The sequence below is a fragment of the Devosia sp. MDV22-iso42 genome (assembly GCF_058629155.1).
In genome coordinates this window covers 114,386-128,606 of sequence record NZ_JBZVWR010000006.1, presented here as the reverse complement: position 1 = coordinate 128,606, position 14,221 = coordinate 114,386, and the positions used below count along the sequence as shown (strand labels likewise).

At 64.2% G+C, this 14,221-nt stretch carries 13 protein-coding genes; 4 read left to right on the top strand and 9 right to left on the bottom strand.

Features of this window, described 5'->3' with window-relative positions:
* Positions 1–17 precede the first annotated feature (17 nt).
* The 5 genes from AC4NN3_RS02280 to AC4NN3_RS02260 form a co-directional block, all read right to left on the bottom strand.
* Entirely contained in the window at positions 18–1,097 is a 1,080-nt protein-coding gene (locus tag AC4NN3_RS02280; RefSeq protein ID WP_491925529.1) for an ABC transporter ATP-binding protein, read from the bottom strand.
* 4 nt (positions 1,098–1,101) lie between these two features.
* Positions 1,102–1,929: a carbohydrate ABC transporter permease gene (locus tag AC4NN3_RS02275; RefSeq protein ID WP_491925528.1), complete on the bottom strand. Its 828-nt coding sequence runs from the start codon at positions 1,927–1,929 to the stop codon at positions 1,102–1,104.
* Positions 1,926–2,831, bottom strand: coding sequence for a carbohydrate ABC transporter permease (locus AC4NN3_RS02270; RefSeq protein ID WP_491926449.1), 906 nt, complete (start codon positions 2,829–2,831; stop codon positions 1,926–1,928). Before AC4NN3_RS02270 ends, AC4NN3_RS02275 begins: the two co-directional genes overlap by 4 nt.
* 77 nt (positions 2,832–2,908) lie before the next feature.
* On the bottom strand, positions 2,909–4,207 hold the full coding sequence (locus AC4NN3_RS02265; protein ID WP_491925527.1) for an ABC transporter substrate-binding protein: 1,299 nt from the start codon (positions 4,205–4,207) through the stop codon (positions 2,909–2,911).
* Between the two features lie 58 nt (positions 4,208–4,265).
* Entirely contained in the window at positions 4,266–6,584 is a 2,319-nt protein-coding gene (locus AC4NN3_RS02260) for an alpha-L-rhamnosidase (RefSeq protein ID WP_491925526.1), read from the bottom strand.
* A 235-nt stretch (positions 6,585–6,819) separates the two neighbouring features.
* On the opposite strand from AC4NN3_RS02260, the gene AC4NN3_RS02255 reads away from it, so the two are divergent.
* On the top strand, positions 6,820–7,857 hold the full coding sequence (locus tag AC4NN3_RS02255; protein ID WP_491925525.1) for a LacI family DNA-binding transcriptional regulator: 1,038 nt from the start codon (positions 6,820–6,822) through the stop codon (positions 7,855–7,857).
* 66 nt (positions 7,858–7,923) lie between these two features.
* Here the strand turns inward: AC4NN3_RS02255 and AC4NN3_RS02250 are convergent, their stop codons facing one another.
* The 4 genes from AC4NN3_RS02250 to AC4NN3_RS02235 form a co-directional block, all read right to left on the bottom strand.
* Entirely contained in the window at positions 7,924–9,390 is a 1,467-nt protein-coding gene (locus tag AC4NN3_RS02250; protein ID WP_491925524.1) for an amidohydrolase family protein, read from the bottom strand.
* 170 nt (positions 9,391–9,560) lie between these two features.
* Entirely contained in the window at positions 9,561–9,926 is a 366-nt protein-coding gene (locus AC4NN3_RS02245; RefSeq protein ID WP_491925523.1) for a hypothetical protein, read from the bottom strand.
* A complete protein-coding gene (locus AC4NN3_RS02240; RefSeq protein ID WP_491925522.1) occupies positions 9,923–10,795 on the bottom strand; it encodes a DODA-type extradiol aromatic ring-opening family dioxygenase in 873 nt (290 codons plus the stop codon). Before AC4NN3_RS02240 ends, AC4NN3_RS02245 begins: the two co-directional genes overlap by 4 nt.
* Before the next feature lie 87 nt (positions 10,796–10,882).
* Entirely contained in the window at positions 10,883–11,716 is an 834-nt protein-coding gene (locus AC4NN3_RS02235) for an IclR family transcriptional regulator domain-containing protein (RefSeq protein WP_491925521.1), read from the bottom strand.
* Between the two features lie 101 nt (positions 11,717–11,817).
* Between AC4NN3_RS02235 and AC4NN3_RS02230 the strand changes: the two genes are divergently transcribed.
* Genes AC4NN3_RS02230 through AC4NN3_RS02220 form a run of 3 tightly spaced genes read left to right on the top strand, consistent with a single transcriptional unit; the run spans position 11,818 to position 14,219 of the window.
* Complete coding sequence (locus AC4NN3_RS02230) at positions 11,818–12,627, top strand: citryl-CoA lyase (protein WP_491925520.1); 810 nt, start codon at positions 11,818–11,820, stop codon at positions 12,625–12,627.
* Positions 12,628–12,648: 21 nt separating this feature from the next.
* The gene (locus AC4NN3_RS02225) at positions 12,649–13,818 is read left to right on the top strand and encodes a CaiB/BaiF CoA transferase family protein (protein ID WP_491925519.1); all 1,170 of its coding nucleotides are present in this window, start codon (positions 12,649–12,651) and stop codon (positions 13,816–13,818) included.
* Positions 13,815–14,219, top strand: coding sequence for a YciI family protein (locus AC4NN3_RS02220; protein WP_491925518.1), 405 nt, complete (start codon positions 13,815–13,817; stop codon positions 14,217–14,219). Before AC4NN3_RS02225 ends, AC4NN3_RS02220 begins: the two co-directional genes overlap by 4 nt.
* Positions 14,220–14,221 lie beyond the last annotated feature (2 nt).

Sequence of the window (14,221 nt, the reverse complement as noted above, 5' to 3'; positions counted from 1 at the left end):
CGAGGACTTTAGGGAGCCTAGAGCGTTCGCGCCTGCCCATCGCCGTCAAAGAACACGACGCTTCCCGGCGCAAAGGCGAAGGCGATCTGCTGCCCGACTTTGAGCTCCCTGTCGCCATCCAGCACCGCCAGCAACGGCGCCCCGGAGGGCAGATCGACGCTCACATTGGTCTCGTTGCCCAGCCGCTCCACCAGCGCCACTCGTCCCGCCACGGCACCCGAGCTCTGCTCCATTAGGGCATGCGGACGGATGCCCAGCGTCAGCGTGTCGCCGGGCTTGAGCCCTGCGCCGCCGCCCGCCAGGGTCACCGGCGCGAGATCAGGGCCGGCAATGGTCACCTTGCCCGCGCCCTGCGCCCCAACGCCGACGGTGATGAAATTCATTTTCGGACTGCCGATGAAGCCGGCGACGAAGATATTGGCGGGGCGCTGATAGAGCTCGATGGGCGTGCCGACCTGCTGCACCACACCACCATTGAGCACCACGATCTTGTCGGCCAGCGTCATCGCCTCGACCTGGTCATGCGTGACATAGATCATCGTCGCGCCGAGATCCTGGTGCAGGCGCGACAGCTCCATGCGCATGTCGACGCGCAGCGCGGCATCGAGATTGCTCAGCGGCTCGTCGAACAGGAACACTTCCGGCTGGCGCACAATGGCCCTTCCGATGGCCACCCGCTGGCGCTGCCCGCCGGACAACTGCCCCGGCTTGCGGTCGAGCAGGTGTTCCATCTGCAGGATGCGCGCCGCCTCGCGAATCTTGCGATCGCGCACATCCTTGGGGGTCTTGGCCAGTTTGAGCCCGAAGCCGACATTGTCGTAGACCGTCATATGCGGATAGAGCGCATAGGACTGGAACACCATGGCGATGCCGCGGTCGCGCGGCTCGACGTCATTGCATAACGTGTCGCCGATCCATAGCTCGCCGCCGCTGATATCCTCAAGGCCGGCAATCATGCGCAGCAGGGTGGACTTGCCGCAGCCCGAGGGGCCGACAAACACCACGAACTCGCCATGGGTGACGCTGAGGTCGACGCCCTTGATGACCTCGACGGCGCCATAGCTCTTGTAGAGCGATTTCAGTTCCAGTCCGGCCATATGTCTATCCCTTGACGGCGCCAGCGGTCATGCCTGCCACGATCTGCCGGTTGAAGAACAGGAACACCAGCAGCGGTGGAATGGTGATGAGCGCGATATTGGTGAACAGCAGATTGTAGGAGGTGCTGAACTGGCTCTGGAAATTGTAGAGCGTCAGCTGCACCGTCGCATTGGCATTGCCCGGCAAGTAGTAGAGCGGGTTGGTGAAATCGTTGAAGATGGCCACCGACTGCACCACGATATTGGTTACCGTCACCGGCCAGAGCAGCGGCAGGATGATGCGGAAGAACACGTCGAACGGCCGCGCCCCGTCGATGATGGCCGCCTCGTCCAGGTCGCGCGGAATGGTGGCGATGAAGGCCCGATAGAGCAGGATGGTGAAGGGCAGGCCATAGGCCACCTCGATCAGGATCAGCCCGTGCAGCCGGCCGAACAGGCCCATGCCCTGCAGCAGCCAGATGGTGGGTACCACGGCCGGTGGCAGCATCAGCCCGGCCAGGATCAGGAACTCGATCAGCCCGTTGAACCGGGTCTTGCGCCGCTGCAGCACGAAGCCGACCATGGCCCCGAACACCACCAGCAGCGTCACGCTGACCACGGTGAGGATGGAGGAATTGACGAAGGCGGTCACCAGCATCCAGTTCCGCGTGGTCACCACCTCGACGATATTGCCCCAGAGCGCATTGCCTTCAGGCCAGGAAAAATCGAGCAGCGCCGCCTGCTTCTGCCCTTTGAAGGTCATCAGGATGATGAAGGCGAAGGGCACGAGGAAAACGAGGATCGACACCAGGATCGCCACCGCGCTCAGCCAGTAATTGCGGATCAGGCTCATTCATGCCCCTCCTTGCGGTTGAGCAGCATGGTCAGCGGAATGACCAGCGCGGCGATCAGGATGAACAGCACGACATTGCCGGCGGTGCTGAGACCGTAAAAGCCCGACTGGTACTGCTTGTAGATCACCGAGGCCACGGTATCGGAGGCAAAGCCCGGCCCGCCCCGCGTCATCGCCCAGATCAGGTCAAAGGTGCGCAGGCCGCCGATGAAGCTGAGGATGATGACGGTCGTCGTCGCCGGCCGGCTCAGCGGCAGGGTGATATAGAAAAAGTTCTGCAGCCTGGTGGCGCCATCGATGCGGGCGGCTTCGTAATAATCCTTTGGAATGGCGACGATGCCGGCAATGTAGATGACGGTGGCCAGACCCACGCCCTTCCACACATCCACCAGCGCCACCGAGAACAGCGCCAGATTGGGATCGACCAGCCAGCCCGGCCCCCTGATGCCCAGCAGCGCCAGGCCCTCATTGATCATGCCATTGGTCGGGTGCATCAGCACGGTAAAGGTAATGCCCACGCCCACCGTCGAGACGAGAACGGGAAAGAACACCACCGAGCGCAGATAGCCGCGCGCCGCGATCTGGCTGGTCAGCAGCACCGCCAGCAGCAGGCCCAGCACCACCTTGAGCGCCGAGGTGATGGCGGCATAGAGCACGGTATTGATCAGCCCCTTGATCAGAAAGGGCTCGCGCAGGAACTGGGCGAAATTCTCCAGCCCGATAAAGGTGGAGTTGAACAGGGTCCACCGCGTCAGGCTGAAATAGAGCGAGGCGAAGGTCGGCAGCAGGAACAGCACGATATAGATTACCGCCGCCGGAATGAAGAACCAGCCGGGATAGGGTGAGCGGCGCTGCACGGCTCTGGGTCTGCCGGCGGCTTGTGCCATGCCGGACTGGGTCATAACGGCCATCAACGCCTCCTCAAGGTCGGCAGCCCCGGGCACGAGCAGACACCCGGGGCCGCCTCAAGTGCAAGAGCCTACCAGCCCGGGAGGCCAAGCTGCTGGGCCTGCTTGCGCACGTCCTCGTCGTAGAGCGCGGCGCCATCGGCGGCAGGGCGGATGCCCGAGCCGACTTCGACCGTGATCTGCTCCAGCGCCGGGCCCTTGATGGGCGAGAGGAATTCCAGCGCCGGCCCGTTCTGGCCGCCTTCGGCAAAGTAGGGCAGCATGTCGGTCACCGCCGGCGGCACGTCATCAGGGAGCGTGCAGCCATTGACCAGATAGGGGCCGGATGCGCCGCCGGCCCGGGTCTGGGCGTCACAGCCCTCGACGCTGGCGACAAAGGCCACGAAGCGCTTGGCGGCATCCAGGTTGGACGTCGTCTGCGGAATGTAGAGCCCATCGGGCATCCACACGGTGAGGCCATTCCTGGCCGCGTCGTCGCCGGGCTGGGCGAAAAAGCCGACATTGGCGATGTTTTCTGGATAGGTGGCGGCAATGGCGGTGGTGGCAAAGGTCAGCATGGGATAATGCGCGCCCTCCCCGGCCGAGACCATGCGGATGCCGTCGTCATATTTGGCGGCGCCGAAATCCTCGTTGAGATAGCCGGCCTCGAACACTTCCTGCAGCTTTTCAAAGCCACGCAGGGCAGCCGGCGTGGTGGCGAACTTGGCTTCGTTGGCCGTATAGCGGCTGGCAAATTCCGGATCGGCGGCCGAGACATTGTAGTAATCGCCCAGCACGAAGAGCTGGCTGGTCCAGGTATCGCCATAGGTCTGGATCACCGCGACCTTGCCGGCCGCCTTGATCTTTTCATTATTGGCCATGAAGTCGGCCCAGGTCTTGGGCACGGAGAGGCCGAGCTCTGCATAGATGGCGCGGTTGTAATAGATGCCGCCGCCCATGGCCGCGCCCATCGGCGCCCCGCGCACGGTGCCGTCGGGCGCCGTCACCACCTGCTTGAACGAATCCTGCACATCGGCCTGCCAGGGCTCGCCGCTCAGATCGACCAGGAACTGCTGCGGGTTGATGGCCTGGAACAGCGAGCCGGAATTGTAGCGGAAGATGTCGGTCATGGAGCTGGTGGCCAGCCGGGTCTTGACCAGGTTGTCGCCTTCCGAGCCGCCGGGCCGCGTCTCGATGTCGATATTGATATCGGGATTGGCCGCCTCGAACGACTTCACCAGCTCCTCGGCCACGGCCACGCCGTCGGCCCCGCTCGGAATGAGATAGGTGAGGTTGATGCTCTGCGCCCAGGCGGCGCCGGTCAGGGCGGTCATGGCCAGCAAGCCGGCTGAGAAGCCGGCCAGCATGGTCCTGCGGGTCGTCGTGGTCATTGGTCTCTCTCCCATTGCGCCCGCACCATGCGGGCTGTTCGCAGCGGCCGCCTGTTGGTCAGGGCGTGCGCGCATTGATGCTGTTGTGATCCCGCGTGGCGCGCGGCACCGGTGTATAGGTGAAGGTGATGACATGCGGGCCCGCCGCCAGCGCGCGCTCGCCGGCGCCATCCCAGGCCACGCCATCGACGCTGGCCTGGCGGTAATCCGGCTTGAGCCGCAGCCTGCCATGCGCGCCGGCCGGCACCTCGACCGCGTAGCGCACACTGTCGCCGGTAACGGTCCATTCGGCCCGGATCAGCCCCCGCGGACTGGCATGGCTCGCCTTGACCGGCGACAGTTCGCCAATGATGGTGGGCTCGAAAATGATGCTGACAAAGCCCGGCTCGCTCTCGTCCGGCCGGAAACCGGCAACTCCCTCCAGCAGCCACTGGCACACCGCGCCATAGGCATAGTGGTTGTACGAATTCATCTGCGGATTGTAGATCGTGCCATCGGGCTGGATGGCATCCCAGCGCTCCCAGATCGTCGTGGCCCCCATCTTGACCTGGTAAAGCCAGCCCGGAACCTCTTCCTGCAGGAACACATCGGCAGCGAGACCAATCTCGCCGATCTTGACCAGCGCCGGCAGCAAAGCCGGCGTACCGATGAAGCCGGTGCCGATACGGCCATCGCATCGGGCGATGGCATTGCGGAAATACTGCCGCGCCGCATCCTGCCGATCGGCAGGGATGAGGTCATGCAGGAAAGCCAGGGCATAGGAGGTCTGGTCGTCGCTGCCGACGCGACCAGCCGGGGTGATGAACTCCTGCACGAATGCCTGCTTGACCCTGTTGGCCATGGCGCCCAGCCGTTCCGCCGTCGCCACATCGCCGACAATGCCGGCGATCCGCGCGACCAGCGAGGAGGTGATATAGAGAGAGATCGTCGCCGAGGCCTCATCGCTGATGGTGGGCAGCGGCTTGGCGCTGGGCCCGCTCGGCTGCAGCCAGTCGCCGAAGGAAAAGCCGCGTGCGCCCCAGGCCCGGGGCGGATTGACGATCGGGCCGTCGCTGATCGACCAGACGAAATCGACCCATCTGGTCATCGCCGGCAGCGCCTCGCTGAGGATGCCGGTATCACCATAATGCAGGTAGAGCTGCCAGGGCACGATGGCGATGGCATCGCCCCAGCCGGTGGAGCCGTAAAAGCCCGGATAGTGGGTCGGGTCCTGCCGCGTCGGATCGGGCACCACATGGGGCACCGCGCCATCCTCGCGCTGGTCCGCCATCACGTCCCGGATCCACTTGGTGAGGAAGCTGTGCACGTCGCCCAGGTAGGCGGCGGTACCGGCAAAGACCTGGGCATCGCCGGTCCAGCCCAGCCGCTCGTCGCGCTGCGGACAGTCGGTCGGCACTTCGATGAAATTGCCGCGCTGGCTCCACAGCGTATTGAGCACCAGCCGGTCGACCAGCGGGCTGGCCGAGGTAAAGCTGGCCGTCTGCTCGGTGATCGAGCTGATCGGCACCGAGGTCACCGCGGTGAGCGTGGCGTCGCCCTGCACCGTCACCCGCGCATAGCGATAGCCCTGGAATGTGAAGTGCGGGCGATAGTGCTCAACGCCAGTGCCGGCCAGCGTGTACTGGGTCATCGCCTCGGCCGTACGGAAATTGACGTTGTAGAAATTGCCGTCCTTGTCGAGCACTTCGGCATGCTCGACCGTGACCGTGGCACCAGCCGTGCCCTGCACCCCATAGGCGACATAGCCGCCGACATTCTGCCCGAAATCGTGGATCGTCCGGCCCTCGGCGTCGGTCCAGCTCCTGACTGGCACCAGCGGCGCCAGTTCACGCACCGGCGTCGTCTCATGGGGAATGAGAACCCCGGCGTCATGCTCGAGCACCCGCGTCCCGGCCGAAATGGTTGGCATGATGCGCGCGTCATAGATTTCGCCGAAATAGATACCCGATTTGCGGATCGGCAATTCGCCGCTCTTCCAGCTGTCATCGGTGACCAGCAGCGTCGGCGCCGCACCCGGGCCGGCGCGCAGTTCGGCAATGGCGGCGATGTCCTTGCCCCAGGTATTGACGATGGGATGGCCGCCCCACATCAGCGGAGAGCGCAGCCAGCCATCGGCCAGCCAGATTTCGATCGTGTTCTCGCCTGCCTTGAGCAACTGGCTCACCGGATAGCTCTGGTAGGACAGCCGTTCGTGGTAGCTCGTCCAGCCCGGCGTCAGCAGATCATTGCCGACGCGCTGACCATTGATGAAGCAGCGATAAAGCCCAAGCGCGCTGATATGGAGGACTTCGGTGCCGGCCACGCCATCGAGGGTAAAGACCTGCTGCACGAAGCTGGCCGGCGTGCCGACACCCTTGTCGGCCAGGGGCGCAATCATGCGCGCCGTCCAGGCCATTGCAGGGGCCAGAGCTGCGCCCGCCTGCGGCATCAAATTGTCCACGAAACCTCCTCCGATAGTCTCTGGCGTCTGCTTGCGCCATTTCGTATAACGATATCCGTAGACCGATACACAAAACTTGTAAAGCCGGTCTGTGAGGAGAGCTTTGCGTCGGTGCTTGCGCAGGCGGTCGACCTGTCCTAGACCCGTCCCACAGCAGATTTCAGGACGTTTCGTGAGCCAGAACAGCGACATGACAACAGCCCGCTCGGGGCGCGTGACCATTCGCACCGTGGCGGAACATGCCGGGGTCTCGGTCGCGGCCGTGTCCAAGGTCTTGCGCAATGCATATGGCGTCAGCGCCGCCCTGCGGGCCAATGTCGAAGCCTCGATCGCCGAGCTCAACTATCGCCCCAACGCGGCGGCCCGCGGCATGCGCGGCCAGACCTATACGATCGGCGTCCTGATGGCCGACATCAAGAACCCGTTCTACCCGCAGATCTTTGAAGGCATCAATGATGGGCTCTCAGGCACCCAGTACATCCCGCTGATCGGCCTGGGCCGCAGCATTGCCGCCATCGAAACCACCATCGTGCACGCCATGGTCGACCGGCAGATGGATGGCATCATCATGATCGGCCAGCGTCTCGACACGCCCGGGCTCATCGACGTTGCCAGGAGCCTGCCGGTCGTGGTCGTAGCCCATCACGAACCCACTGCCACCGCCTTCGACACCATCAACAATGACGACGAGCGCGGCGGAGCCCTGGTGGTGGAACACCTGCTGGCCCAGGGCTACCGGCGCCCCGCCATGATCACCCTCAGCCGGGCCGAACTGGGCCGGGTCGATGTGTCGGACCGGCGCGAGGTCGGCTTTGCCAAGGCCATGCATGCCGCAGGCCTGGGGCGCCATGTCCATATCGAGGCCGCCGAGGCCGAACTGGACGACGTCACCGCCACCGTGCGCGCTTTGCTCGAAAGCCCCGAACCACCGGACGCCATCTTTGGCTGGGCCGACTATTACGCCCTCGAAGTGCTCAGCGCCGTGCGTTCCCTGGGGCTGCGGGTACCCGAGGATATCGGCGTCATCGGCTATGATAATTCAGAGCCTTGTTCCTTCACCCAGAACGATCTGACCAGCATCGACCAGTCCGGTCGCGAAATCGGCCGGCAGGCGGTCCGCCTACTGCTCGAACGCATCGCGGGGCGCACCACGGCGGCCCATTATGTCACCACCCCCGTGGTGAGCGCACGCGGCAGTACCAGGCGATAGCCCGGAGCAGAGGCTGCTGCGGCAAGCCCTGCCTGCCGCCAGAGACGGCAGGCAGGGCTTGCCCGTTCAACCAGGTTCGCCGAACAGGTCGACCTCTATGCCTGCCTGCTCGAAAATATAGTCACGGCTGGCCGTCAGCTCGCTGCGGAGGCGTTCGACGTCGACGCCGATCAGCTGGCCCTGCCACTTCTTGACCTGCCCGTTGACGATGACGGTATCGACATTGCTGCGTTCCATCAGCGTCACCACGGCCCCGGCGACATTGTTGAGCGGGGCGACGTTGAGCGCCTGGGCGTCCAGCAGCACGATGTCGGCCGCCTTGCCCGGTGTCAGGCTGCCGGTGACCTTGCCCAGCTTGAGCCCTTCGGCCCCGGCAATGGTGGCATGGCGGATGGCATCCATGGGCTGCATCAGGTCGGGGAAATCCTCTGCGCCATCGAGCGCCGCCGCATTGACGAACATGCGCTGCAGGGTGATGAGGCTGCGCATCTGGGTAAACATGTCGGCCGTCATGGTGCATTCGACATCGGAGGACAGCGACAGGCCCATGCCCAGATCGAGCGCGGTCTGGATCGGTGGCGTGCCGTGCCGCATATGCATTTCGATCGGCACCGCCATCGACACATGGGCGCCAGCATCCGCCGCATATTTCCACCCGGCCTCGGACATGCCGGTCATGTGGATGAAGATATTGTCGTCGGCAAACCAGCCCGCCGCACCCAGTTCGTCAAACGTGGGCTGCATGCCGAAGGTGCCTACCACATGCAGGGCAATGGGCAGGCCAAGGTCGCGTCCCACTTTCCAGGCCTTTTCATAGCCCGGCAGGTAAATTTCCCCGCCCATGACCATGGTGGTCAGCTGGTCGTCAGACGCGAAATACTGCTCGCGGATGCGACGCGCATCGTCGGGATAGCGCGCCCCCTCGCCCCAGCCTTCGAAATAGCCGAACACGCCGCGGCGGCCGGCGTCGCGCAACCCCTCGATGGCTGCGTCCGAATGCTCGGGACTATGGTGGATCTGGCTGACATCCATCACCGTGGTCACGCCCGCATCGAGCTGGGCAATGCCGCCGAACAGCTCGTTGATGTAGACATCGCGCGGGCGGTAGACCATGGAGAATTTCTGCAGCACCGTGTCGTAGTAATTGGTGGCGTTCACCGCCCGCCCGTCATTGATCAGGATGCCGTGCGCCAGCTGGCTGCGCAGCGCCGTCTCGAACTGGTGATGGTGGGTATCGATGAAGCCGGGCATGACGATCTTGCCGGTGGCGTCGATCACGGCGGCGTCGGGCGCATCGATCCGGGCGGCAACCTCGATAATGCGGCCATTTTCGATGAGCACGTCGCCGACCGGAAAATTGCCGACGGCGTCATCGACCGACAGCACGATGCCGCCCTTGATCAGGGTCTTGCGGCCCGGCGCGCCGATACCTTCGGGCAGCGTCGACAGCGCCGTCTGCTGGGCGACGGCACTATTGGTCAGCAGCACGCTGGCGAGCAAGGCGGCGCCACCGACCGCGGTGGTCGTCAGCACATCGCGCCGGGTTGGACAGGGCAGATCAGGCTGGGTCGAATCACAAAGTCTGCACATGGTTTCCTCCCTGTGTGCGCTTCATTCACTGTGCGACGCCCGAAGGCTCCTCCCTCCGGACGCCGGTAATCGCCGAGGCGCGCGCTGCATTCAGCGTCGCCCCCGTTTCGGCCTCAACTTTCGACGCTGGGATAATCCTTGCCCGTCCAGTGGCCGACCTTTTTGGCAAACTCGCGCTGGAAGGCGAGCGGGCCGTTTTCCTTCATGAAGGGCTCGTCATAGATGCCGATGAACAGCGTCAGGTTGAGAAAAAAATGTGCGCCCATCTCGAACAGGGCGACGAAATCATGCTCCACCAGCGCCCGGCGCTCGGCCTCGGTCAGGCTGTGCACGGTGGACAACTCGACCTCGTTGAGCCTGGGGCCGATCGACTGCTCCCAGGTGGCGACGAAGTTCTTGGGATCCTCGGCATAGCGCTTGAGGTAATCTGGATTGCGATCAACCTGATAGAGGAATTTGTTGACGTAATACCGGCTCATGCTGCCTGCTCCTTTGTATCGCCTTGCGGGTACCAGGTGACATAGGCTTCCATGGTGTGGAACAGGTCGAGGAAGTCGACATAGTCGGCCGGCTGCGGCCCGGCGACGCCCATCATCAGGATGAAGTTGAGGAAGCCATGGGTGGCATTGCCGCTCTTGGCCATGCTTTCATGGGTGACGCTGGCGAGGATGGCGTCGATATCGCCGGTGCGGAACCATTCCAGCGCCTGGCGGTCGAATACCGGATCGGGCCCGGATTCCATGAACTGCCGCGGCCCGCCCAGTTCGAGCGACAGGTGCCCGGTGCCGATCGCGGCCACCCGCTTGTCGGAGGGAAAGGCGTCAATGGCTTTGCGGATGGCCCGGCCCAGATCGTAGAAGCGGCGCGGCGAGGGCAAGGGTGGCGCAAAGATATTGGTATAGATCGGCACCACCGGCAGATCATTGTCCGGGCGCACCGTGATGATCGGGCAGATAATGGAATGGTCGATCTTGAGCTCGTTGGAAAAGGCCAGGTCGAAGCCCTGATCCATCAGGTCGCGATGCATGAAGCGCGACATTTCCACGTCGCCCTCCAGCACATATTTGGGAATACCGAATTCGCGCTCCTCGTTCCAGAAGGTAGCGTCGTAGCGCTCGGCCTTGCCGATCAGGAATTGCGGGCAGTTGTCGAGGAATATCTGGTGGAAATGGTCCGAGCCGATCATCACCAGAATGTCCGGCCTGGCCCGGCTCAGGGTTTCCCGATAGGCCTCGACCTTGCGCTTCCACTCGGGCGCCTGCGGCATCTGCTGCTCGGGCGGAGCGGTGGTGGCGCGCAGGTAAAACGGATGGTGGGTTGAAGCCAGGGTGGCAACGAGTTCAGCCAAGGTGCGTCCTCCTCAGTAATGGCGTCACCGTTGTGCCAGGCAGGGCGCCATTGGCGGGTCGCGGTGACGACCGTGTTCAATGCGGCCCTAGGGGCCCATGATCGATTGCAGGATCGGGTAGCGAATGATCGCCTGTCCGATGCGCGCGGCGGCGGCATGCAGCGTTGGCAGGCGCTCGGCAATGAGCTGGGCCGGGGTCACCATGCCGGAATAGCCCGAGGTATTGAGCGCTGCCACTGTCCGTCCGTCCGGGCCCTTGATGGCGACGCCCAGCGCGGTAATGCCGTAGTCGAGCTGGTCGACAGTGGTCGAGTAGCCGTCCACCCGAACCGCCAGGATGAGGGTGCGCAGCGCCGCAGCATCGGTGACCGTTTTCGAGGTCAGCGCCTCCGGCCTTACCCTCTCCAGATAGTCCTCGAGTTCGTCATCGCGCAGGCCGGCCAGCAGCACCCGGCCCAGCGAGGTTGCATAGGCCGGATAATGCGCGCCGATGGTCGCGGTGGCGCGGCGCGCCCGCTGCACCGAGCTGTGGGCGATGTAGATGACGTCATCGCCGCTGAGGGTGCCGATCGAGGAGGCATCACCGAACTGCTCGACCAGTTCGCGCAGATCGGGCTGCAGCACCTCGCCGATTCCCGCCGAGAAGAACAGTGCCGACCCCAGGGTCAGCACCTTGGGGCGCAGGTGAAAGCGTCGGCCGTTCTGCCCGACATAGCCCAGCGCCTGCAGCGTGATCAGGCTGCGCCGCGCCGCGGCCGGGCTCAGCCCGACGCGCCGGGCAATGTCGCTCAGCGTCATTTCGGGATGGGCGGCATCAAAACTCTCGAGAATGCCGATGCCCTTGGCCAGCGCCTCCACGAATTCGGGCGGCCGTGGGTCGGTGTGGTCTGGTCGGAGCGCAGGGGCCGGAGCCGAAGCCATTTTTACCTCGAGCAGGATCGTAACTTGACGCCAGCCTAAGTCAGGGCTAGGTTTTCGGCAAGAGCAATTATTTTCGGTATGCGAAAACTTTGGGAGCGACGATGCGGATCGGCAAGCAGGACAATGCCAACACGGCCATCGCCACCTCTGACGCGGACTCCATCACCGTCCGCGGCGAGGACCTGTGCGCCGACCTGATCGGCCAGATCAATTTCACCGACTACTTCTGGCTGCTGGTGCTGGGCGAGCGCTGCAGCCCGGCGCAGCGCCAGATGCTGGACGCTTGCCTGGTTGCCATCGCCGAGCATGGACTTGTCCCCTCGGTGCAGGCGGCGCGCATGACACTGGCTGCCGGTCCCGAGGCCTGGCAGGGCGCCATGGCGGCGGGCCTGCTGGGCATGGGCAGCGTGGTTGCCGGCAGCTCGGAAACCGCCGGCCTCTATCTCGAGGAGGTGCTGCAGCAGGCCGCCCGTGACGGCACTGACGTCCAGACAGCCGCCAAGACCAGCCTTGCCGCGCTCAAGGCCGCAAAGAAAAAAGTCCCCGGCCTCGGTCACCCGCAGCATAGCGGCGGCGACCCGCGGGCCCACCGCCTGCTGGAGATTGCCGACGAACTGGGGATCTCGGGCCGTTATGTCGACGCTTTGCGCATCCTGGCCGAGCATGCTCCCGGCATCATCGAACGCCCGCTGCCGATCAATGTGTCGGGCGCCATCCCCGCCGTCATGCTCGACGCCGGCTGGCCGCTCGGCGCGCTCAAGGCCGTGCCGCTGCTGGCCCGCACGGCAGGCCTTTCCGCCCATCTGTTCGAAGAATCCATGCGCTCGATCGGCTTCATCATGAGCAACCAGGCCGACCGCGCCATTGCCTATGACGGCAAGCTGTCCGGCAAAGAAATCAAGACCCGCTGAGCGGGCCAGGGAGAATTTGCGGTGAAGATACTCAAAAGCGTGCGGGTGATCGAACTGGGCACCTATATCACCGGTCCCGCCGCCGGCATGCACCTGGCCGACCTGGGCGCCGATGTCATCAAGGTCGAACGGCCCGGTACGGGCGACCCGTTCCGCGCCTTCAAGGGCGGGCTCTATTCGCCGCACTATCAGACCTATAACCGCAACAAGCGCTCGATTGCGCTGGACACCAAGCAGGAAGACGACCTGGCGGTGTTCCACGCCCTCATCCGCTCCGCCGATGTCTTCATCCAGAACTTTCGGCCGGGCGTGGCCGAAAAGCTCGGCGCCGGCGAGGAAGAGCTGCGCCGCATCAATCCGTCGCTGGTCTATTGCGCCATTTCCGGCCTCGGCAATACCGGTCCGGCCAGCCACCGGCCAGTCTATGACACGGTGGCGCAAGCGGCCAGCGGCTATCTGCGCCTGCTGACGCCACCGGAACAGCCGCGCGTCATAGGCCCGGCCATCGCCGATTCCATCACCGGGCAATATGCCGCCATGGCGATCCTGGCGGCGCTGCTGGAGCGCGGCAAGAGCGGCGCCGGCCGCCGCATCGACATTTCCATGCTCGAGGCCATGACTCACTTCAACCTCGACAGCTTCACCCATTACTACTCGGCCGGGGAGATCATGGGGCCGCTGTCCCGGCCCGTCGTGTCGCAATCCTATACCTTCGAATGCGCCGACGGCACCTGGATCGCCTTTCACCTGTCCTCGCCCACCAAGTTCTGGGATTCCCTGCTGGCGGCGACCGGCCAGCAGCAGCTCAACGACGATCCGCGCTTTGCTGAGCGCCTGGCGCGCATCCAGCACCAGGACGAGTTGATCGCGGTCTTTACCCCCATCTTCCGGCAGAAGAACCGCGCCGAATGGTGCGCCCTGCTCGATGCCCATGAAGTGCCGTTCTCGCCGGCCTATGACGCCAACGAGGCGCTGGAGGACCCGCAGGCACGGCATCTGCAGATCAAGGTCTCGGCCGAGCATCCCGAAATGGGCACCTTCACCACCGTGCGGGCGCCCTACAATTTCGATGGCCAGCCCGAACTCGCCATCGTGCCACCGCCAACGCTCGACGAGCATGGCGCCGAAATCCGCGCTGAATTGGCCATGGAACAATCCGGCCAGGCAGCACGCCAGGGGAGGAGTTCATGAGTGACGACCAGGCATTGAAAACAGTGCCGGCACAGGATGTCCGCGCGGCATCCAGCGGCATGCTGCAAAAACAGCTTTATGCCGTTTTTACCAGCCCGACCAACGGACTCGGCCCGGTTTTCGCGCAGATGGAAGAACACCTGCAGTTCCAGATGAGCCTGGAAAAGCAGGGGATCATGTTTGCCGCCGGCCCACTCTGGACCGACGACGAACTCTCCTGGGAGGGCGAGGGCATGGTCATCATCCGGGCTGAATCGGCAGGGGCCGCCAGGGCAATCGCCGAGCAGGACCCCATGCATCGCTCCGGTGCCCGGACCTTCCGGATACGGCCCTGGATGGTCAATGAGGGCTCGATCACGGTGCGCGTCGACTTCTCGTCGCAGACTTTCGACATCAACTAATC